The sequence below is a fragment of the Bradyrhizobium denitrificans genome (assembly GCF_013179005.1).
Lineage (GTDB): Bacteria > Pseudomonadota > Alphaproteobacteria > Rhizobiales > Xanthobacteraceae > Bradyrhizobium > Bradyrhizobium denitrificans.
The window spans coordinates 78,341-96,999 of sequence record NZ_JABFDP010000011.1 but is presented as its reverse complement, the minus strand read 5'-3'; the positions used below and the strand labels follow the sequence as shown (position 1 = coordinate 96,999).

The following is an 18,659-nucleotide window of genomic DNA, read 5'->3' as shown; positions in this document are numbered from 1 at the left end:
ACGACTGACCCTGTTTCGACATGTGCGATGTGATCGCGAATACAAGTCGTGTGCACCGTGCTGTTTGATCTCATTTGCGCAGCCATCCGATGCAAGTCAACGCGCGGCGCTGTGACATAGAGATCTTCTACGTCGTGATCTAGAACAAGTCGAAATCGGATCGCCCGATGTTGTTAGTGCGAAACAGCCATGCTCTTTGCGTCTCGACTTGAATCATGGCTTAAGCAGCAATCTGCGCTCGCTAATGAACGAATTGGCCCGCGATGATCGACGGGCCGGGCTCGGGCATGCTTCACCGCCGCTGCAGATCACTTTGAGCCAGAGCGACAAACGCAGCAGATGAGTTGGTGACAGGCCGCAGATCACCATGACCCGCCCGTTTGCTGCGCGGCATCGCACGACGCCTATTATACGCTTCAAACAGCGGGCATGGCTGAGGTGTCTCGCGGCGGACTCCGCCCGAGTTGTCGCCCCGAGAGAACCTCTCCCTTAATGAAGAGGCGCAGGGAAGGCCGGGTATCGACTGATACCCGCGGTCCGCGTGCAGCAAATAAGCACGCGGTAGAACCACAGGTTCAGCCCAATATCCGGCCTTCCCTGCGCAACGGTTTTTCGGGTTATAGGCGCTCTCCCCGGGGATCGGCTGTCTTGCCCCCGTCGCCCGCAGATCATCATCACCGCCGGCTTGGCATCAGCACCGCGATGCCAGGACCACACCATTTCGCCGTCGCCTCGCTCCGTTCGTCGGCGCGGGCTTTTGACACCCGGCTGCAGAGCAACGCGCCCGTCGCCTCCCCGGCTCGACGCTTCATGACGATCGCGAAACGTCCCTCTTCAGCGAGCCGGGATGCGCTGATATGTGGAGGTGATTTGCCCGACGTGACAAGGGATAAGTGCGCGACAAACTGGCACGACAGGCAGTTGGCGCATGCGGGGCATCCGATGATTGCCCGTCGGGCAGATGATTAGTTGGACGATCAACGTGTTCATGGCCTCACGTGCAGCACCGCCCCCGGCGCCCGATCCTCATAGTGAGGAGCGCCTCGCTCCTCAGCCGCCACATCACGGCTTCCCAAGGCGGCGCGTCTCGAACCATGAGGCCGCAGACGGGGCCTCGCCCTTCGAGACGCCCGCCTTCGGCGCGCTCCTCAGGGTGAGGGGTGAAAGCCGCACGCGCGGCTGAAGCGCAACTGATGGTCGGCCACCTGCCAAGACGGCGCGACCATCCTCTGCCGCAACTCCTGTTCGTCTTGTTCGACTAAGCGGCGGCGCGCAAAGTGCACTACCGAAGCCAACATCTCTCAATCGCGGCGAACGTCAACTAATTTCATGCACTGTCACCGTAACCCGGGCCCTGGCGACGCTGCCGCGCAGTGCTTTTGACGCCACTGGATAAACCGCAGATCAGCCTGCGACTGTCCACCTGATCAGGACATGGCACGGGTGCGCTGTATACGTTTCAAACAGCGGGTATGGCTGAGCCGTCTCGCGGCTAACATTGGATTGATTCACTTCGCAGATCGCGGCCGTGCGCCTCAAGCTGCCTTCCTGCGCGGCGATCTTGAGGTATTGGAATTGCCGAAGGGCGTGCCTCCTGTTGATTAGGATTTATTGCGCCTCGCGGACGCATGGCAGTGCCGAGCCAAATCAAAGCAGGTCCTTGCCCCTCTCCGACCCACTGCGCTGCAGTCACCAGTTATTCGGCCGAAGCTCTCGAATTTTGCGTGCTCGGGCCAATAGCGTCTTGCACTTTGGCCACACAGAGTCTGGGTTTATCACGCTCACCCAGCGCATCGCGCCATAAACCGGATGAGGGAAGAACGTGTCTGACGCCTGATAGTCAAAGCTCGCTTTTTGGAGATCAGCCTTACCTCTGATTTCCGGAAAGAGACTTTGAAAGGTCTCCTTGTCGGTCGCAAAATTCAGGCGGTATCTGCCCTCGCGGTTCAGTTGCGAGGAACTATCGTGATCTTCGTCACGGGTCACGATAGTCGCGAAAGGGAATTTTGTGTTGCCGTCCGCAAGGAAATACAGGTCAGGCGTGGTGTCATGAACCTCGACGTCTTCGAATTCCGTTTGAATCCAGTCGCAAATGTCTTTGAGCGCAATCTCCACAACGATCTCCTCAGGTAGCCAAGTTTGGCTACCTATCTAGCGCGGGAAGTCAAATTTGTCTAGTCTGGAGGCGAAAGGTGCGTATGATGAATGTAGTTAGACTGCTGGTGCTGGGAGTGATCCGGGAACTCGGGCGTTGCCACGGCTACGCCATTCGGCAGACGTTGGAGGAATGGCAGGTGCAAACGTGGAGCCGGCTGCATTCAGGCTCCATCTATCACGCGCTGCAGCAGCTCACAAAAGAGGGCCTGCTAGAAAGCGGCGCTCCCGAACCGGGCAACCGAGGCCCAGGAAAGCTGACCTTCGCGATAAACGAGGCCGGAGAAGTCGAGTTTCACGACCAGTTGCGACAGGCCTTGGCCAGCTTCGACCTCATCGAGTTGAGCGCGGGCATCGCGTTCGTCGGATGCCTACCGGCAGCCGAAGCCAAGTCCCTAATTTCTGAAACCATCGACCGCTTGAGGGACAACGCAGAACGTTTGGCGCTCATCGCCTCTTCGGTCCAGCCGAGCGTCAAGCCGCCCCGCACAAAGAACCTGCTTGATCTCTGGCGTGCAAATTTGGCGACGACGGCTACATCATTGGAAGAAATCCGCGGCACGCTGCATACACTCGCCGCGCCGCCAAAACGTGCCCGCACGACCCGTAGCCACTGAATAACTGCCATGAGAAGCTATCTGATTTGTACGCTATAGCCCGATATCACCGCATGCATTCACGCTGGGGCTTCAAATCGAAGATCTTTCGTCTTCTATCTCCAAATATCAAAACACTGGAGATACGGTATGAGCGCCGCGCAGCATGTCGCCCGCAGGACAATTCGCATTACGGTGACAGTGCATAAAATTAAACACCCGCCCCGCAGCGCCGTCAGATCAGCACCTTAAACGACGCCATGAACTTCCGGTCGGCCGCGTCCCAGCCCTCTAGCGGCTTGCGCTTCATGACCTGCACGAGGAAGGTGTGCGGTCCGGAGACCGTCGTCAGGCCGCCTCCCCATACCTTGTCACTGCTGAAGGTGAAGCGCTTGGCGGGGAGCATGGCGCCGCTGGACGACTTGAACTCGGTCTTGTCGATCGAGAGAAATTCGCCCGACACGCGCTCCACCAGTCCATCGAGCATGGACTGCATCATCAGGGCCGGCTTGCCTTGGATCGGCCACGCCGCATGGAAAACGGCGAACGCCTTGTTGCCGTCCTTGGCAAGAAACGTCGTCGACGAAAGTCCAAGCAGGCCGCTCGACTTTTCCTCCGGCGGGGTCGGAAACTCGACCGAGAAGAAATGCTGGGGCGGGGCGAACACGCTCCCCGCGAACGCCGGGGCCGGAATGACGGCGCCACTGAGGATGGCCAACAGATGACGTCGCGGTATCCCGCTCATGACGGCCTACCCTACTCCCACTCGATTATCTTGCGAGCGCGTAACACATTGATTTTGAAGGTCTTTTCTGAGATGCCACTTCAGTACGCCGATGGCACGACCGACGATTTTCTTTCGTCTTGATTCCACAGGAATATTTTTAGCGCTGATGCTCACCGCGCTGTCCGCGACTATCGGATGCTATTGCCCGCACGGCAATGAGTCATTTCCACCTCAACGCCTACAGCTACAGCTAGCAAATGAGACCGGAGCGATGACCTTCCTTCGCAATCACCGCGGCAGGTTGAACTGTAAGCTCGCCGCTCCCCTCCAGCACGCGGCTCGACGCTTTCAACGGACGATCTCCGCGTTGACCGATAGCATCCCGAGCGCCTTCTTGAACGCGGCCCCGCGGACCTCTGCGGCCAGCGCCACGTCGGGGATCGTCCGGGCGAGCACCATGCCGCCGACGCTCAGCGCCGCCAGTGCCAGGGCCGTGGTCCGGCGGTCCTGACGTGCCTCGGGCATGGACCGCTCATAGAGCCCTATCATGGCCTGCAGCAGATCCTGGTAGGCCGTCTGAACCTGCGGCTCTGCCCTCGCGACATCCGACGGCAGCGCGATCATCGGACATTGGCCCTCGAGGTCATCGAGGTGCGCCGGCGAAAGATAGCTTCGGAGCATGTTTGCGGCATCCTCCAGCACCGGGTCGACAGGATTGACTCCAGCCTCGGCGCGCCAGCGCGCGCCGCGTCCCATCAGGAAGCTGGAGACCGCCGCCGCGAACAGCTCCTGCTTATTTCGAAAATGACTGTAGAATCCACCGCGCGTCAGCGACGCGGCTTCCATCACCATGTCGATAGTCACGTTGTCGTAGCCATGGCGATTGAAGAGCAGGCGCGCGTTCTCGACGATACGTGCACGTGTTTCCGCCTTGTGTTCCGGTCGATAGGGCAAGGTGAGACGCCTCCGGTCGCAGCACTAGCACCAGCGCTGAATATGTTCTTGAACATATTCTGCCGGAAGGCATCAGTGGAGGTCCATCAACAAATCTCGAATGGGAGCCCACGCCTTGACGACGACATTTTCCGGCGGCTGCCTCTGCGGCAGCGTCCGCTATACCTGCAGCGCCGAGCCGATCATGGCGGGCCACTGCCATTGCGAAGACTGCCGGCGCACCAGCGGCACCGGGCATTCATCCCACCTCGCGGTTTCAGCGGATGAGATCGCCATCACAGGGGAGACGAAGGCCTATGTCCGGCCGTCGGCCAGCGGCAATCTCGTGACGCGCGCGTTCTGCCCGGAATGCGGCGCACCGGTGTTCTCGAAGAACCCGGCGATGCCCGGCCTTCTGTTCCTCCGGGCATCGAGCCTGGATGACCTTGAAGTGTTCAAGCCGCAGATGCACGTCTGGGCGATGCGGGCGCCGAGTTGGGATGCCCCGTCCAGCGAGCTTCCGGTGTTCGACAAGATGCCGCCTGGGATGTGATGTACCAGTCGCTGGTCAAGCTATGTGAGCAAGCGGTCCGAGCACCAGCTCGGCGTCGGCGGTGACATAGCGGACGTAGCGATAGTCGCGGATGTAACTGATCTTGCCGTCGCGCCAGTCGAGCCACATGACGTAGCCGGGCGTCTGATCATCGCTGCGTTCGAACACGGCGATCACCTCCCGGCCCTCGAGCCAGGCGGGCGCCAGCCACACGCCCCCGACCCCGGCATAGATGCCGAAGAACATGCCGACATCAGCCGAGCCGATCCGGATGGGATGACCGGACTGCTGCAGTTTGACGTCGTGGGCCAGCAGCGCGCGCAGGCCATCCCAGTCTCGCTGGTTGAACAGGGTCACATACTGGGCCACGAGCTCGGACGTCACTTGCGCCGCGGGCCGCGCCCCCGCCTTGGCGTTGATCTCCGAGAGCCGCGCGCGGGCGCGGGCGAGATGGGCCTTCACCGAGTCGACCGTGAGATCAAGCAGAGCCGCGATGTCGGCGAGCGGCTCGTCGAGGACATCCTTCAAGATCAGAATGCTCCGCTGAGGGATCGGAAGCTGCGCGAAACGCGAGACGGCCGTCCTGATCGCCTCGTCGCGCATCATGCGCTCCAAAGAGTCGGCTGCGGCGTCATCGGCGATGTCGTCGGCCGCTTCGATCGGTTCGGCAGCCCGGATCGCGCGGCTTCTCAGCAGGTCCAGTGCGCGATTATGCGCGATGCGGAACAGCCAGCCGCGCAGCATCGTGATCTCCTTTATATCGTCCACCGCCACCAGAGCCTTCGCCAGAGTGTCCTGCACCACGTCCTCGCCGTCGACCACCGAGCCCATCAGGCGCGCGCAATAGCGATGCAGCTCGGGCCGGAGTCCCTCTGCCAGGGCCATCAGCTCGGTCCTGGGCGCGCGGCGCAGCGTGCCATCACTCAAGCTGTTGCTCCTTCCATCACAGTCACGCCCGCGTCGCCATTCAGACCGAATACGACGCCGTCGGCAAAGCGCGGGTCCTCCAGCACCGAGACCACGTGATCGCCGAACGCTCGGGGCGGCATCGCCGCGCCGAAGCGGGCGACGAATGCTTCCGGCGTAATGCCCATGGACCCGGCATAGGCGCCCGCGGCCGTATCCCCCACCCCCGTGCCCAGGATCATCATCCGCGGCACGATCGCCTGGAAACGGATGCCGAGCTTCGCCTCCTGCGACACGCCATTGGCATATTTTGCCATGAACCAGAGCATGCGCTTGGCGCCCCCGTAACCGCCCGACATCTGCGATCCCGTCACCGCGGCGCCGCTCGAACCGACCAGGACACGGCTCCCCGGCCGAAGCGGCAGCCTGAGCGCCGCCTGGATCCAATACAAGCCCGCCTTGACGTCCGTCTCCCAGGCGGCGGAAAACTCCGTCCAGCTCAGACGGTCCAGCCGGCCCATCGGCGGCGTCGTGCCCGCATTCAGCACCAGAATGTCGGGACTGATATCGCCGACGATGCGCCGCGAGGCGGCCTCGTCAGTGACATCGGCCACGATCGGGGCGACGCCCAAACGCGCGGCGACCACGTCCAGCGCCTCGGTTCCGCGCGCCACCACGGTCACCCTGGCGCCGCGTTCGACCAGGGCCTCTACCAGTCCGAGGCCGAGACCGCGGCTTCCGCCGGTGACGATGACGCTCTTGTCTTTCATACTCATGATCATGCTCCACTCTCCAGATGAAGAGAAGACGATTGAGCCACCGGAAAAGAGTCAGGCCTTGAGTCCTGTCGGTCGACAGAGCCTGCGCAGAATTTCAGAGCGATCCATGTTGCTCGCATCCTGTGGATGGATAACCTGAAGACCAAAAATCGCCGAAACCAGCAGCGACAAGGCCGCCGGAGCTTGAGCGATATTTAAGCGGTGAGCTTCGGAATTCTGCCAATTCGCGAACGTGTGCGTACCGGCTCCGCTGATCACTCAGCCAGTACACGTCAACCAATTTTGACGTTCAATTGTGTTAACGTGGATGAATGCCGCGTATCGGAGAAGAGCGTATTGCGACTATGAGGCCGTAACGCGCTTCGGTGCACGAGGGGGAATGCATCATATGCATGAAAGCACGAGAATCAAGGGAGCTCCCAGCTGCGAAAATTGCGAGTGCCCATCCTCGTTTCGAACCTCGCTGGCGGACCCACGCACAGGTCGTCATTTTCGAATATATCAATGCTCGAGCTGCGAAAAGGTGTTCCGGGAAGAAAAATCAGGCAGATGCCATGCTGGAAGTGACGAAGCCGCCTGTTTTTAAGCCGATCGCCGATCCGCAGTCTGCAGCTCAAACTCAGCTTGTAGCCCGCCCTGACCAAACACTGGCCGTCCATGTCACAATGCGTGCACCGATGGTCCCGCCAAGTTCATTCCCGGACTAACAGCAGATCCACGAGTCATCTATAATTGGGCGTCTACAGTTGGACGTCGCTTACCCTGTTCGCGCAGAAGCGGTCCGGGTTCGGGCCGCCAATGTTCTTGAAGTAGCCCTCCCTCTGCGAGCGGTCAGCCCGCTCCACCGGCGCGCCGCAGAAGGCGCCGCCAGTTGAAGAGCAGCCTGCCGCACTGACTTGCGAGCAGCATCAGCAGGAGGACCGTCCCCATCTGCCAGATGAGCACCATGAAGCTCGCATCCTGGGGATGGAAAAACCGCAGGCCAAAATCTCCGAGACCAGCCGCGGCAAGGCTGGCCAAGACCGACGTGACATGGGGAGCTAGAGGCGCGCCGCGGCGTAGCATGATGACCAATGCGATGGCCGGCACCAACCCGACGATAACGATGGCCGGGAAACAAAGCCAGTCGGGATGCAGCGAGAGCCCGTCTGGCCCCATGACGATCCACGATCGAAGGCAGCCGGCGCCAAGGCTGCCGACCCACACCAAAAATGGGACCAGCGGCAGCAGAACGGTCCTCCGATCATATCCAGGGATTGTGCTGGCAAAGGCCGCAAAGCCTGCTGTGACGGCTGTCGTCAAGGCGGCCAATTGCTCGATGATGTAGCTGACGTCCGAGAGTTTGCCCGACAGATCGGGACGCAGGCGCATCACGAGCACGACCATGACCACATAGGGCAAAGCAATGAACAACCACGTCAGAGTCCGAACGAGTGGTGGCCGCAGCCGCGTCGCTCGCCCTGCACCACGTGCCAGCTGATGCACCAGATGATCGGTTTCCATTCACTCACCGAAGCGTGTCTCAGACCCGAAACTATACAGGAGGCCCTCATTCGCGAACAGCTCTGCCTGCCGCCAGACCAGTTCGTCGTTGAGCGCCAAAAGGTTACAGCTGCGCAACCTGACATCCGGCCGGCGCGGATACCGTTGGAACGGCCTTGCGGCAACGCCTTTTTGCGAATGCCGCCTCACGCTTTGTAACCTAACGGCGCGTTGGTTCGAAACAGCCCTCAGTGATCCGCTCAGCGATCCGGCCCGAGCCGAACCGCTGGCGACCAATCACGGTCCGCGCCGACCAATCCTCCGATCCGTGGGGAGATGGACGTCGACGGGCGCAACCGGTTCAGCGTCAAAGCACACCCTCAGGAGAGACGACCATGAAATTGAATTCCAAGTCGGGAGCCACCCTGGCAGCCGCTGCTGCCACCCTGTTCCTCGCTGGCGCCACGATGTCGGCGGCGCCAACGACCGCGCATGCGGCGGATGCGATGGGCAAGTGCATCGGTGCCAATGCCTGCAAAGGCCAGAGCGCCTGCAAGGGCGGCAACCACGAGTGCAAGGGCCTGAACTCCTGCAAGGGCCAGGGCTTTGCGGCGATGACGAAGGCCCAGTGCAAGGTCGCCAAGGGCAAATTCCAGGCGGCCTAGCGTTCGCCGACGAACCGGGAGAAGCCTGGACGCTAGGTTTCTCCCGCATTCGCGTGCGCCGATCGCACACCAATGGAAGCCGATCCGCGAGAACAGATCAGATGACCATCTCACCTCAACGGATTGATCCGGCCCTGGGCCGCGATCCGCGGACTACGCGGCATGGGCAGAAGCCAGACTTTCTCGGCTTCGGCCTCGGCCTTCGCGCCCAGCATTACGCTGACATCCTCGATGGCGATCCGCCGGTCGACTGGTTCGAGATCATCAGCGAGAACTACATGATCCCGGGCGGTCAGCCGCTGCGTATCCTCGACCGCATCAGGGAGCGCTTCCCCGTCGTCATGCATGGCGTGTCGCTCTCGATCGCCTCCACCTCTCCGCCCGACTTCGACTATCTCCAGATGCTGAAGGATCTCGCCCAGAGGGTCGAGCCGCGCTGGGTTTCGGATCACCTGTGCTGGACCGGTGTTCACGGGCAAAACCTGCACGACCTGCTGCCGATCCCCTACACCCATGAGGCGCTCGATCATGTCGTCAACCGGGTGCAACTGGTCCAGGACTATCTCGGACGGGCGCTGGTGCTGGAGAACGCCTCGACCTATGTCCAGTTCAGGCATCAGGACATGACCGAATGGGAATTCCTGACCGAGCTCACGCGGCGCTCAGGCTGCTTCCTGCTGCTCGACGTCAACAACGTCTATGTCAGCGCCTTCAACCATGGCTTCGAACCCCATGAGTTTCTCGAAGGCATTCCCACCGATCGGGTGGTCCAGTTCCACATGGCCGGACACAGTCACATGGGAACGCATATCATCGATACCCATGACCATCCCGTCTGCGATGACGTCTTTGACCTCTATCGCGCTGCGCTGAAGCGCTTCGGGGCGGTCTCGACCATGGTCGAGCGCGACGACAACATTCCGCCGCTCGATGAACTGCTCGCCGAGGTGCAGCGGACACGCGAGATTGCGGCGGAGATCCTCTCGGCCGACGACCGGGACCGCGCATCATGAGCGAGCTCGAGCGATTGCAGGCCGAGTTTCAGCGAAGCATCCTGGGCCAGGACTCGGCGGTGCTCGAGCATGTCATGGATGGACCACGCGAGCAAAGGGATGTGCTCTTCGGCGTCTACAAGAACGGCTACGCGTCCCGGCTCACCGAGGTGCTGCGCAAGGACCACGAATATCTCCACGCCTATCTCGGCGACGAGATGTTCGATCAGATGAGCAAGCTCTATATCGCCGAGCACCCCTCGCAGCAGCCGAACCTGCGCTGGTTCTCGCGCGAGCTTCCCGATCTTCTCCGGACCGCCCCTCCTTTCGCCGAATATCCTGAGATCGCCGACCTGGCGGCCTTGGAAAGGGACTTGAACGATTGCTTCGATGCACCGGACGCCCCCGTTCTCGCAGCTGCTGACTTCGCCGGCATTGCCGCCGAACGCTGGACAGACCTGCGCTTCGTGCCGCATCCGAGCGCGCGGCGCCTCGATCTTTCGACGAACGCCGCGGACATCTGGCTCGCGCTCAAGTCGGATGAAGCGCCGCCCGACGCCGTCAGGCTCGGTTCCGCCTGTCGGCTTCTGATCTGGCGGCAGGACGTGACGCCTCGCTTTCGCGAATTGACGGACGAGGAAGCCATGATGTGGGACGAGGCGGCGCGCGGGCTCCCGTTCGGCGTCCTCTGCTCGATGCTGGCAGTGCACGATGATCCCGATGGTGCGGCGGGACGAGCCGCAGGATATCTGCAGCAATGGGTCACCACAGACTTGCTGGCTGGCCTGAGCTGAACGGTACGGCCGCCCCGGCGAAAGGACGGTACATGCTTCGCCGCCGAGATCTAGGCGTACCGCTGCTGGCTTGGGCCGTGGTGCCCGCCGTGCTCCTTCCCCGCAAAGGGCGGACGCAGTCGGAGAGCTTCGACGGTGAACGGATGCCCTATGATGCCTTCGACCGGCTCACCACGACGAACATCAGGCTTGGGAATGCGACGATCCGACTCGGTTTCGCGCCTGGTGAATTGAAACTGCCGACGGCCGACATCGTGTCGTGGATCGAGGCGTCGGCAAGGGCCGTTACAACCTATTACGGGCGCTTCCCCGTCGCCACGCTGCGGCTGCTGCTGGTGCCGGTGGAGGCAGCCGGCGTCCGCGGGGGCACCACCTGGGGCTACCGGGGAGCTGCGATACGGCTACGCATCGGCCGCGACACTGATCGCCCGGGTCTGAAACGCGACTGGGTGATGGTGCACGAAATGGTGCACCTTGCTCTGCCCGACCTGGGTAACCGCCAAGCCTGGTTGTCGGAAGGGCTCGCGGTCTATATCGAGCCGATCGCGCGGGTGCAGAGCGGCGATCTCTCCGAAGCCGAGATCTGGGCGGCGATGATGCGCGACATGCCGAAGGGCCTGCCGCAGCCGGGCGACCGCGGGCTCGACAACACGCCGACCTGGGGCCGTCGCTACTGGGGTGGCGCAATGTTCTGTCTGTTTGCGGATGTGGCGATCCGACAGGCCACGGCCAACCGGTTGGGATTGCAGCATGGGATGCGCGGCGTGTTGGCGGCCGGAGGCAATCACGAGGTCGACTGGCCGGTCGAACGAATCCTCACGGTCGCCAACAAGGCCGTTGGACTCGACGTGCTCACGCGCATGTATCGGGAGTGGAGCAACGCGCCGGTCACTCCTGATCTCGCGACGCTCTGGCGCGATCTGGGACTGAAGCAGGATAGCAAAGACGTCATCGCGATCAACGACGATGCGCCCCTGGCATCGATCCGGAAGGGCATCACCGCCAAGATCGTTCCCTGACGAGGGTGTCGCCATTGCAATCGAGTGCACGCCCGATCAACCGAACATCTGGTCGGGATGTAACCATTTTCGAGCCGCAACGAACCGGAAACAGGCGGCCGCGCGCGATATGGCGAGGGCCGGCCGTTGTCACGCATTCAAAGCCGGTCGACTCCACCAGAGTGCAGGACTTATCCGATGAAACGACATCTTCGGGCAACGATCGTCAGTGCGAGCCTTGCCGTTGGCTGCGGGGCTCCGCTCGCGCACGCGCAATCGACAGCAGCCCAGGCGGGCCTCGTCACCGTCCCGAGCGCCAACACGATGGCCGAGACGGAAAAGCGGCTCACCGATGCACTGGACGCCGCCGGGCTGAAGGTCGCGGCCCGCATCGATCATTCTGCCGGTGCCAAGGCAGCCGGTCTCGAGCTTGCCCCAACGGTCGTCTACATCTTTGGAAATCCCAAGGCCGGCACCGTTCTCATGCAGGCCAAACGCACATCGGGAATCGACCTGCCGTTAAAGATCCTGGTTTGGGAGGAAGCTGGAACAGTCAGTCTGACCTACACCGATCCTGCCGAGATCGCGCGTCGGCACGGCATCGAGGCCGATCTTCCGGTGCTATCCCAGATGAGCGCGGCCATGAAGCGCATCACTGCTTCCGCCTCCACCAAGCCGTAGGCGATCCCGGCCTAAGATCCGAACCTGCGCGCGACGAGTTCGTCCAGCGACAATCGTCCTGGCCCGTGGGTCAGGATGGCCAGCGCCATCGCGGCCCATGGCAGATGGAAATTGGCCCAGCCATCCGGAATGGTCAGCTGGATGATCGCCGTCATCAGCAACAGCCCCAGCGCCGCAAAGCGCGTTCCCAGTCCCATGACCAGCAAGACCGGAAACGCGATCTCACCGCAGGCCGACAGGAAGGCCATCAGGTGCGGCGCCGGCATGGCAAGCTCCGCTCCGAACAGGTGCAGGCGAAATTCCTCGGAGAACAGATAGACCGCCGAGTCGGACAGGTGCAGGAAGCCATCCCATTTGGTCAGACCCGACCGCCAGAACGGAGCGGCGAGAGCCACTCTCAGAGCAAGCTGGGTCAAAGACACGGGAAACCGCGCCAACAGACGACGCCCGCCGTCAATCAGCCGCGTGGGCAACGCCCTGCGCAATTCGATCGGTGTCACAGACAGAGTCATGCCCCAGCCTCGCATCGTGTGATGAGGTCTTCGCTAGGTTCGATGATCTTGACGATCGCTCCGGACGCCAGCAGCTGCATCAGCGTAGGTCCCAGATCAAACGTCGGGCTGGCCACGAGCGCCTGTGATCCGGCCGTGGCGACCGACCGACCGTCCTGCAATGCGGACAGGAACGCCATGGCGTCTGGCTCGATCCGGCTGACGACGACATCTCCCGCTGGACGCAGGATCATGATCTGCTCGGGGGCCCATGCGGCGATCTCGTCCGGAGCATGGCCGGGCTGATGCGCTTGCCAGATGCTCGCCACCGGATAGGAGGAGCCGAGCAGCCTAAGCGACGGATGCAGGACCAATTGCGCCGCCATCAGAGATTCGAGGGTCATGCCGTTGAGGACAGCCAGCTCGGTCGCGTCGTGCTCCGCAGAATGATAGGCTGAGATCCACGCGAACTCGAGTTGCGCGACATCGGCCAGATAGGGCAGCTCCTCAGCCGGTGCGAAGCGCGCGATGAACGCCGGCAGTTCCGCTCCATATGTCATCAACACTGGCGATGACGGCCTATGCTGCCCGATGAACTCCCGGGCAAGCCATTGGAAGAATTCATCGCCGACGATGCGGCGCGTTACGGGAAAATGCGCCTCGAGAACGCCGATCAGACTCATCATGTTGTTGTTGCGGTGGACCGCGATCCGGTCCGGCCTCGACAGCAGGCCGCCGAGCATGTCCTTTGAGAGCGACTTTGCAAGTAGCCCTCGGGCGAACAGCGCCTGCGTGTGCAGCATGTCAGGCGGCATCTTCGTGTCTCCGCAAAGGCTCTCCAACGGCCGCGACATTGCAGAGCAGATGCTCGGCGGATTCGGCCTCGCGCATCAGCACGTGCCACGCCGGCACGTCGTTATCCCACTCGATCAGGGTCGGCTGCCGGCCGGTCCGACCGAGAACAGCGGCATAGAGCTGCCAGACCGTTGCGCAGACGGGCGTTCCGTGCGCATCGATCAGCATGGGCTGGCCGAGATCGTCCCGGGCCTCCGCATGACCTGCGAGGTGGATCTCGTTCACCACCGACAGAGGAAACGCATTCAGATATGCGACCGCGTCGAAGCCATGATTGGTCGCCGACACCACGACATTGTTGACGTCGAGCAGGAGCCCGCACCCGGTCCGTCTCGCAACCTCGGCGAGGAAATCGACCTCCGGGATTGTGCTCGCCGCGAAGGTGACGTAGGTGGCCGGATTTTCGAGCAGCATCCGGCACCGCAACGCGGATTGCGTCCGATCGATGTGCTCGCACACTCGCGCGAGCGTTTGCGGCGTGTAGGGCAAGGGCAGCAGGTCGTTGAAATAGCCAGTTTCGTGGCTCGACCAGGCCAGGTGCTCGGAGAATAGGCCAGGCTGGTATCGATCGATCAATTTCCTCAGACGCAGCAGGTGATCCTCGTCGAGCGGATCCCTGCCACCGATGGAAAGTCCGACGCCGTGCAGGGATAGCGGATAGTGCGACCTGATCGCCTCGAGGAAGCGGTGCGGAGGCCCGCCCGCTCCCATGTAGTTCTCGGCGTGAACCTCGAAAAACCCGACCGACGGTCGGGTCCCGAGAATCTCCTGGTAGTGAGACGGCTTCAATCCGACCCCTGCGCGCGCGGGGATGGCGTCAGGACAATTGCACGGCAACGCGTGGCCGATCATGTCTGCTCTCCGGTAGCTGTCGCGCTAAGCCAGCGAGGGTGAATGTCAGCCCTTCGGGACATCGCGGCTCTGGGCCTCGAGCGCACCCTTGCGGTTGCCCGGCAGCTTCATTGACAGGCAGGTGCCCTTGGGCACGAGCTTCCAGGAGTTGCCTTGATAGTCGATCTTCGACGTTCCGGCGCAGGTTGTGCCGGCACCAGCGGCACAGTCGTTCTGCCCCTTCAAGGCCACGCCGAAACACTTCTCCTTGCCTTCGTCGGCGGCCCGTCCGGGAACGGTGGACATGGCCAAGGCGGATGCAAGCGATCCGGCCAGGATCAGATAGGTGGAGCGAGAATGCATGGTGTCTCTCCGCTGTCGCGAGCGCAACGTTGCGCACGCAGACCGTTTCGTGCGCGGCAGCCGCCGGGTTACAGCGAATGGATATTCGTCGTTCACGAAGTCGACAGCCGGAGAATCGCCGGACTCAGAACCGCGTACTGAGTTCTGTAAGCCACGCGGGAGACGCTGCAACGAGAGCTGCTTCGAGCCGCTTGTCCGATCCGGATAGAATCAGAACACCGATCGCGAGCAGAACAACGCCCATGCCGATCTTTGCGCCATGACCGGCAGCGTGCAGACGGCCGCGCAGCCGGATCATGGTTTCGCGCGACAGCATGCCCAAAGCCAGAAGGGGAAGCGATGCGCCGATCCCGAACAGGATCATCGTGAGCGCGACCTGGGACAGGTTTTCTCCGCGTGCAGCCATCAGCGAGGCGGCTCCAAGCGTCGGACCGACGCAAGGAGCCCAGACCACGCCAAGCAGAAGGCCGACCGCAAACTGCCCCGAAATGCCGCTTCGTGAGAACCCGCCGAAACGCTGCTCGGCCCAGTTGCCGACCGGTCCGGCGGCGACCGCAAACCCTGCCTGCAGGCGCGGGACGATCATCACCAGACCAATGGCCAGCATGATGACCGCGGCGACGTTGCGGAAGACGCCACTGTCGAGGCCCAGTCCAAAGCCGATCGTTGCGACGAACAAACCGACCAGTGCGAACGACAATGCAAGCCCGGCCGATAGCGCAGCGGGACCGAGGCGATGTTCAGAGACGGCCGCCCCGAGCACCAGCGGGAGAAGCGGTAGCACGCAGGGCGACAGCGAGGAGAACACGCCCGCCAGAAAGGCGAAGCCGAGGATCGCCAGCATGGGACGGCCGCGGTCTAGATCGACTTCGCCACGAGGGCTTCGATCGATGCCGGGTTGGTATCACCCGTGGACCGTCCGACCTCGCTCGCGCCCTTGAACGAAATGAGCGTGCTCTGCATCCGGACATCGAACTTGCGCAGCAGATCCTTCTGCGAATCGAAGTCGATCTGGAACGCGACGACGTTCTTGAACTTCGGGTCCTTTGCCAGATTGGACAGGATCGGCGCCTGCGCCTTGCAGGTCGGACACCAGGGGGCCGTGACCTCGACCAGGATCGGCTTGCCCTCCTTCTGCGCAGCCTCGAATGCCTTTGCATCAAACGCCTTCGCATCGAAGGCTCGCACAGGGCCCGCTACCAGAGCCATGGCGGATACGAGACCCACTATCATCAAACGTCGATCGATCATCGGCGGTGTCCTTCAGAGTTGAAGCCGTCCCCGGTGGTACGGCGCTCTCAAGCCCATTCGCTCCATACCGCGCCGAGGTTACACGATCAGCGGGAAAATCGTCCGCCCGGCGCCAGCCCAGCTCACGCCAACGAGCTCACAAGGGAGGCTGGTCGAACAAGAGCCGCTTCCGGAGCCGCTCTGTCGGCCATTTCAGGATCAGGTGACCGGCCCGGGCGGCCAGCCAGGACAATAGCAACGCGCTGCCCAGCTGCCATACGAAGACGGCGAGGCTCTCGTCCTGGGCATGAAACAATTGGAGCCCCACATCCCCCAGGGCAGCCGAGGCAAATGCTCCCATCGCGATCGTCCGAACCGGCGCCAAGGGCGCGCCGCGCTGCAGCATCACCGCCAGAAGGACCGCGGGCCAAGCCCCCAAGACCGCAATCATGGGCAGGCAGACCCAGTCCGCCTCGAAGCGAATTCCCGTCCAGCCATGCGCCATCACATCTCGGATGCACGGCCCAAGCAGGCTCGCCATCCAAGCAGATGCCAGACCGATTGGCCAGATCAGGTAGCGTCGATCATAACCTGGCACCGTCATGGCAAAGGCCGACCATGCTGCCACGATGGCGGTGACGAAGGCCGCACCGAGTTCGAGGACAAAGCCAATCTCCAGGGCCTTGACCGATAGATCGGGGCGGATGGAGAAGAAATGGACCATGGCCGCCACCGAAGGCAGCGCGCCGATCAACCAGAGCGCCGTCCGCCGCGATGGCGAGGACAATCGGGTCACAGGACCGAGGTCCCATACCAGACGGCCTATCGTGACATGAAGCTCAGTCGTCATGGTCGTTGGCAATCCTGCTGCGTAGGGTCTTCATCGCGCGATGCACCAGTACCTTCAGGTTCGCGATCGTAATCCCGCTTTCGGCTGCGGCTTCTTTCAAGGAAAGCTCCTTGATCTTCAGCAGCTCGATGGCGCGTCTCTGGGAGGCCGGCAGAGCAGCTATTTCCCGCTGCAGGAATTCTTCATCGCCATAACCTTCCGCAGACAGGTTCGTCGGCTGCTGCGGAAAGGTTTCAAGCATCTCGCCGACATTCGTTTCATTCACCCCGATACGACTCATCTTCCGGAAGCGATCGATGGCCCGGTTATGGGTGATCGTCAGCAGCCACGGCAGGAACGGACGCGCCGGATCGTAGGTGGCTCGAACGGCATGCACTGACACCAGCACATCCTGCACGACGTCCTCAAGGTCGGCAGGCTGAGACCTTGGTAATCTTCGCCGTACGGCTGCGCGAATGATCGGAGTGATGTCCTTCAGCAGGCGGAAATAGGCGATGTCGTCGCCGGCCTGGGCGAGCTGCATCAGGTGCCCCAGATCCGATCTGCCCCGGTCCGCGCCAGACATCAAATCAATCCAGTGTCCGATCTATCCCGCATCGCTCGGAGCGTTCACGCATGCCGACGCGCTGGGGCCCGCCGCAAGCTTGTATTTGCTCATGAACCTCGTATCCAGCCAATTCTTGAACCGCCAAACCCAATTGCCTTCGAACACGAGACCGTTTCTCGTTCCGACCGCGTGACGCGCTCCCGTCGCAAGCAGATACAGGGCTTCGGATTGCGGCCGGAAATCGATCAGGGACTCGCCGGCCAGCAGTCGACGCAAGTTGCGATCCAGCATGGGCCCCTGTCGGACCGCAAAGACACCCGACTTGGGCAAGGCGCGCGGCATGAACGCGGCGACATCCCCGACGGCAAAGACCGCCTGCTGATCGCGCGCCCTCAACGTCGCCTCCACCTCGATGAATCCACGCCCATCGAGTGCCAAGCCGGTCTCTCTCAGCCAGCCCGGCGCGGTGGCTTCCGTCGTCCAGAAGACCTCGTCCGCGGGAATCGCCGGGGAGCCCTCGACTCCGATACCGTTCGACGAGACGCTGGTCACGCGAGCCCCCTCGACGATACCGATTCCGCGGCCCGCCAGGATGGCTCTGAGCCGAGCCCGGAATCGCCGCGGAAAGGCCGGCAGAATTTTGGCCGATCCGGTGATGATCGAGAAATTCAGCGTCTCGAACCGGTCTCGCGAAAACATCGTCTGAAAGCGATGATGGATCGCGAGCATCAGTTCGACTCCCGCGGCGCCACCGCCGACAACAACGATGCCGGATCCGCTACGGCGTTCGCTGATGCGCCCGCATGCATCATCGAATCGCGCGAGAAATGCATCGATCGGCTTGACCGGAATGGCATGCGCGCCGGCGCCAGGAACGCCCTGTGTATTTGGCGTCGAACCAATGTCGAGCGAGACCACGTCGTAGCGAATTCTCAGTCCGTTGCGACACAGAACCTGTCCGACCGACGCATCGAGCCCGACCGCGTCGGTCAAGATGACACGTGCTCCCGATTGCCGTGCAAGCGGGCCAATATCGATCTGCATGTCGTCTGGCTGGTAGTGACCGGCGATCAGCCCCGGCAGCATGCCGGAATAGGGAGTCTTATCCGCGCGAGTGATCAGCGTGAGCTGGACATTGGCAGGCCGCTCGCGGGCGAAGCTTCGCAACACCTCGACATGGGCATGACCAGCGCCCACCAGGACGACGTCTCGGACCGACAATGCGAGCGGCG

22 protein-coding genes are annotated in these 18,659 nt (G+C 62.3%); 7 read left to right on the top strand and 15 right to left on the bottom strand.

Features of this window, described 5'->3' with window-relative positions; genetic code table 11:
• Positions 1–1,689: 1,689 nt before the first annotated feature.
• Complete coding sequence (locus HL671_RS13750; RefSeq protein WP_172236700.1) at positions 1,690–2,115, bottom strand: DUF6194 family protein; 426 nt, start codon at positions 2,113–2,115, stop codon at positions 1,690–1,692.
• 83 nt (positions 2,116–2,198) lie between these two features.
• On the opposite strand from HL671_RS13750, the gene HL671_RS13745 reads away from it, so the two are divergent.
• Positions 2,199–2,771 (top strand): PadR family transcriptional regulator, encoded by a 573-nt coding sequence (locus tag HL671_RS13745; RefSeq protein ID WP_246579667.1) that lies wholly within the window; start codon positions 2,199–2,201, stop codon positions 2,769–2,771.
• 214 nt (positions 2,772–2,985) lie between these two features.
• On the opposite strand, the gene HL671_RS13740 is transcribed toward HL671_RS13745, so the two are convergent.
• Both HL671_RS13740 and HL671_RS13735 read right to left on the bottom strand, forming a co-directional pair.
• On the bottom strand, positions 2,986–3,495 hold the full coding sequence (locus tag HL671_RS13740) for a hypothetical protein (protein WP_172236698.1): 510 nt from the start codon (positions 3,493–3,495) through the stop codon (positions 2,986–2,988).
• A gap of 330 nt (positions 3,496–3,825) precedes the next feature.
• Entirely contained in the window at positions 3,826–4,431 is a 606-nt protein-coding gene (locus HL671_RS13735; protein WP_172236697.1) for a TetR/AcrR family transcriptional regulator, read from the bottom strand.
• Positions 4,432–4,531: 100 nt separating this feature from the next.
• Here HL671_RS13735 and HL671_RS13730 point away from each other — a divergent pair, with 100 nt between their 5' ends.
• Entirely contained in the window at positions 4,532–4,963 is a 432-nt protein-coding gene (locus tag HL671_RS13730) for a GFA family protein (protein ID WP_470287771.1), read from the top strand.
• A gap of 15 nt (positions 4,964–4,978) precedes the next feature.
• On the opposite strand, the gene HL671_RS13725 is transcribed toward HL671_RS13730, so the two are convergent.
• The 3 genes from HL671_RS13725 to HL671_RS13715 all read right to left on the bottom strand — a co-directional run bounded on the left by HL671_RS13725 (position 4,979) and on the right by HL671_RS13715 (position 8,151).
• Entirely contained in the window at positions 4,979–5,890 is a 912-nt protein-coding gene (locus HL671_RS13725; RefSeq protein WP_246579663.1) for a sigma-70 family RNA polymerase sigma factor, read from the bottom strand.
• The gene (locus tag HL671_RS13720; protein ID WP_172236695.1) at positions 5,887–6,645 is read right to left on the bottom strand and encodes an SDR family oxidoreductase; all 759 of its coding nucleotides are present in this window, start codon (positions 6,643–6,645) and stop codon (positions 5,887–5,889) included. Before HL671_RS13720 ends, HL671_RS13725 begins: the two co-directional genes overlap by 4 nt.
• Before the next feature lie 834 nt (positions 6,646–7,479).
• Positions 7,480–8,151 carry an NrsF family protein gene (locus HL671_RS13715; RefSeq protein ID WP_172236694.1) on the bottom strand — a complete coding sequence of 224 codons (672 nt, stop codon included), beginning with the start codon at positions 8,149–8,151 and terminating at the stop codon, positions 7,480–7,482.
• A gap of 380 nt (positions 8,152–8,531) precedes the next feature.
• Between HL671_RS13715 and bufA2 the strand changes: the two genes are divergently transcribed.
• The 5 genes from bufA2 (at position 8,532) to HL671_RS13690 (ending at position 12,260) form a co-directional block, all read left to right on the top strand.
• Positions 8,532–8,795, top strand: coding sequence for a BufA2 family periplasmic bufferin-type metallophore (gene bufA2, locus HL671_RS13710; RefSeq protein ID WP_012043511.1), 264 nt, complete (start codon positions 8,532–8,534; stop codon positions 8,793–8,795).
• Between the two features lie 101 nt (positions 8,796–8,896).
• On the top strand, positions 8,897–9,808 hold the full coding sequence (bufB, locus tag HL671_RS13705) for an MNIO family bufferin maturase (protein ID WP_246579664.1): 912 nt from the start codon (positions 8,897–8,899) through the stop codon (positions 9,806–9,808).
• Complete coding sequence (locus HL671_RS13700) at positions 9,805–10,581, top strand: HvfC/BufC N-terminal domain-containing protein (RefSeq protein ID WP_172236692.1); 777 nt, start codon at positions 9,805–9,807, stop codon at positions 10,579–10,581. The genes bufB (HL671_RS13705) and HL671_RS13700 overlap by 4 nt, the downstream gene beginning before the upstream one ends.
• 32 nt (positions 10,582–10,613) lie before the next feature.
• Entirely contained in the window at positions 10,614–11,600 is a 987-nt protein-coding gene (locus HL671_RS13695; RefSeq protein WP_210263886.1) for a hypothetical protein, read from the top strand.
• A 303-nt stretch (positions 11,601–11,903) separates the two neighbouring features.
• The gene (locus HL671_RS13690; protein WP_210263885.1) at positions 11,904–12,260 is read left to right on the top strand and encodes a DUF302 domain-containing protein; all 357 of its coding nucleotides are present in this window, start codon (positions 11,904–11,906) and stop codon (positions 12,258–12,260) included.
• Positions 12,261–12,271: 11 nt separating this feature from the next.
• On the opposite strand, the gene HL671_RS13685 is transcribed toward HL671_RS13690, so the two are convergent.
• The 9 genes from HL671_RS13685 to HL671_RS13645 all read right to left on the bottom strand — a co-directional run bounded on the left by HL671_RS13685 (position 12,272) and on the right by HL671_RS13645 (position 18,624).
• On the bottom strand, positions 12,272–12,772 hold the full coding sequence (locus HL671_RS13685; protein ID WP_063719786.1) for a DoxX family protein: 501 nt from the start codon (positions 12,770–12,772) through the stop codon (positions 12,272–12,274).
• Positions 12,769–13,566 carry an HvfC/BufC N-terminal domain-containing protein gene (locus HL671_RS13680; RefSeq protein ID WP_172236691.1) on the bottom strand — a complete coding sequence of 266 codons (798 nt, stop codon included), beginning with the start codon at positions 13,564–13,566 and terminating at the stop codon, positions 12,769–12,771. Before HL671_RS13680 ends, HL671_RS13685 begins: the two co-directional genes overlap by 4 nt.
• Positions 13,556–14,458 (bottom strand): MNIO family bufferin maturase, encoded by a 903-nt coding sequence (gene bufB / locus HL671_RS13675; RefSeq protein ID WP_172236690.1) that lies wholly within the window; start codon positions 14,456–14,458, stop codon positions 13,556–13,558. Before bufB (HL671_RS13675) ends, HL671_RS13680 begins: the two co-directional genes overlap by 11 nt.
• Positions 14,459–14,503: 45 nt before the next feature.
• A complete protein-coding gene (locus tag HL671_RS13670) occupies positions 14,504–14,800 on the bottom strand; it encodes a BufA1 family periplasmic bufferin-type metallophore (protein ID WP_012043503.1) in 297 nt (98 codons plus the stop codon).
• Positions 14,801–14,924: 124 nt separating this feature from the next.
• Entirely contained in the window at positions 14,925–15,644 is a 720-nt protein-coding gene (locus tag HL671_RS13665) for a cytochrome c biogenesis CcdA family protein (RefSeq protein WP_172236689.1), read from the bottom strand.
• Between the two features lie 14 nt (positions 15,645–15,658).
• Complete coding sequence (locus HL671_RS13660; RefSeq protein ID WP_012043501.1) at positions 15,659–16,051, bottom strand: thioredoxin family protein; 393 nt, start codon at positions 16,049–16,051, stop codon at positions 15,659–15,661.
• Between the two features lie 136 nt (positions 16,052–16,187).
• On the bottom strand, positions 16,188–16,880 hold the full coding sequence (locus tag HL671_RS13655) for an NrsF family protein (RefSeq protein ID WP_172236688.1): 693 nt from the start codon (positions 16,878–16,880) through the stop codon (positions 16,188–16,190).
• Entirely contained in the window at positions 16,870–17,403 is a 534-nt protein-coding gene (locus HL671_RS13650) for a sigma-70 family RNA polymerase sigma factor (RefSeq protein ID WP_148221449.1), read from the bottom strand. Before HL671_RS13650 ends, HL671_RS13655 begins: the two co-directional genes overlap by 11 nt.
• 63 nt (positions 17,404–17,466) lie before the next feature.
• A complete protein-coding gene (locus HL671_RS13645) occupies positions 17,467–18,624 on the bottom strand; it encodes an FAD-dependent oxidoreductase (protein ID WP_172236687.1) in 1,158 nt (385 codons plus the stop codon).
• Between the last annotated feature and the right edge of the window lie 35 nt (positions 18,625–18,659).

Bases quoted from the DNA above. Each gene is read 5' to 3' on its own strand.
- HL671_RS13745 (WP_246579667.1), top strand. From the start codon at position 2,199: ATGATGAATGTAGTTAGACTGCTGGTGCTGGGAGTGATCCGGGAACTC.
- HL671_RS13740 (WP_172236698.1), bottom strand. From the start codon at position 3,495: ATGAGCGGGATACCGCGACGTCATCTGTTGGCCATCCTCAGTGGCGCC.
- HL671_RS13730 (WP_470287771.1), top strand. From the start codon at position 4,532: ATGGGAGCCCACGCCTTGACGACGACATTTTCCGGCGGCTGCCTCTGC.
- HL671_RS13720 (WP_172236695.1), bottom strand. From the start codon at position 6,645: ATGAGTATGAAAGACAAGAGCGTCATCGTCACCGGCGGAAGCCGCGGT.
- HL671_RS13715 (WP_172236694.1), bottom strand. From the start codon at position 8,151: ATGGAAACCGATCATCTGGTGCATCAGCTGGCACGTGGTGCAGGGCGA.
- bufB (WP_246579664.1), top strand. From the start codon at position 8,897: ATGACCATCTCACCTCAACGGATTGATCCGGCCCTGGGCCGCGATCCG.
- HL671_RS13700 (WP_172236692.1), top strand. From the start codon at position 9,805: ATGAGCGAGCTCGAGCGATTGCAGGCCGAGTTTCAGCGAAGCATCCTG.
- HL671_RS13695 (WP_210263886.1), top strand. From the start codon at position 10,614: ATGCTTCGCCGCCGAGATCTAGGCGTACCGCTGCTGGCTTGGGCCGTG.
- HL671_RS13690 (WP_210263885.1), top strand. From the start codon at position 11,904: ATGGCCGAGACGGAAAAGCGGCTCACCGATGCACTGGACGCCGCCGGG.
- HL671_RS13685 (WP_063719786.1), bottom strand. From the start codon at position 12,772: ATGACTCTGTCTGTGACACCGATCGAATTGCGCAGGGCGTTGCCCACG.
- HL671_RS13680 (WP_172236691.1), bottom strand. From the start codon at position 13,566: ATGCCGCCTGACATGCTGCACACGCAGGCGCTGTTCGCCCGAGGGCTA.
- bufB (WP_172236690.1), bottom strand. From the start codon at position 14,458: ATGATCGGCCACGCGTTGCCGTGCAATTGTCCTGACGCCATCCCCGCG.
- HL671_RS13670 (WP_012043503.1), bottom strand. From the start codon at position 14,800: ATGCATTCTCGCTCCACCTATCTGATCCTGGCCGGATCGCTTGCATCC.
- HL671_RS13665 (WP_172236689.1), bottom strand. From the start codon at position 15,644: ATGCTGGCGATCCTCGGCTTCGCCTTTCTGGCGGGCGTGTTCTCCTCG.
- HL671_RS13660 (WP_012043501.1), bottom strand. From the start codon at position 16,051: ATGATCGATCGACGTTTGATGATAGTGGGTCTCGTATCCGCCATGGCT.
- HL671_RS13655 (WP_172236688.1), bottom strand. From the start codon at position 16,880: ATGACGACTGAGCTTCATGTCACGATAGGCCGTCTGGTATGGGACCTC.
- HL671_RS13650 (WP_148221449.1), bottom strand. From the start codon at position 17,403: ATGCAGCTCGCCCAGGCCGGCGACGACATCGCCTATTTCCGCCTGCTG.